The 294-nt window shown below is 60.9% G+C and carries 1 protein-coding gene; it reads right to left on the bottom strand.

From position 1 onward, the window contains the following. Positions 1-294: transporter substrate-binding domain-containing protein (locus tag KVS69_RS19300; RefSeq protein WP_217539564.1), on the bottom strand; the 294-nt coding region annotated here is incomplete at both ends.

The raw sequence follows: 294 nt of genomic DNA, 5'->3' as shown, positions 1-294 counted from the left end.
ACCGGGGACGTCGCTGACGGCAGCATCGGCGCGGCCGGAGGAGAGATCCATCAGCAGATCCTGCTGGGCATTGTAGCTCTTGATCTCGCTGATGCCGTATTTCTCCTGGTTTTCCTTGGACCACTTGTCGCCGGTGGAACCGGCGAGGTCGCCGACGACCTTGCCCTTGAGGTCCTCGACTGCGTCAAGCTTGGCTTCCTTGCGTGCGGCGATGCCCATGTCGGAATCGTAATTGGCTTGCGTGAAGGATTGGCTGGCGAGGCGTCCCTTGGTGATGGTGATCGAGGAGATCGC

The organism is Stenotrophomonas sp. GbtcB23, from assembly GCF_019091045.1.
GTDB classification, from domain to species: domain Bacteria; phylum Pseudomonadota; class Gammaproteobacteria; order Xanthomonadales; family Xanthomonadaceae; genus Stenotrophomonas; species Stenotrophomonas rhizophila_A.
This window is presented reverse-complemented; position numbering and strand designations above follow the sequence as displayed.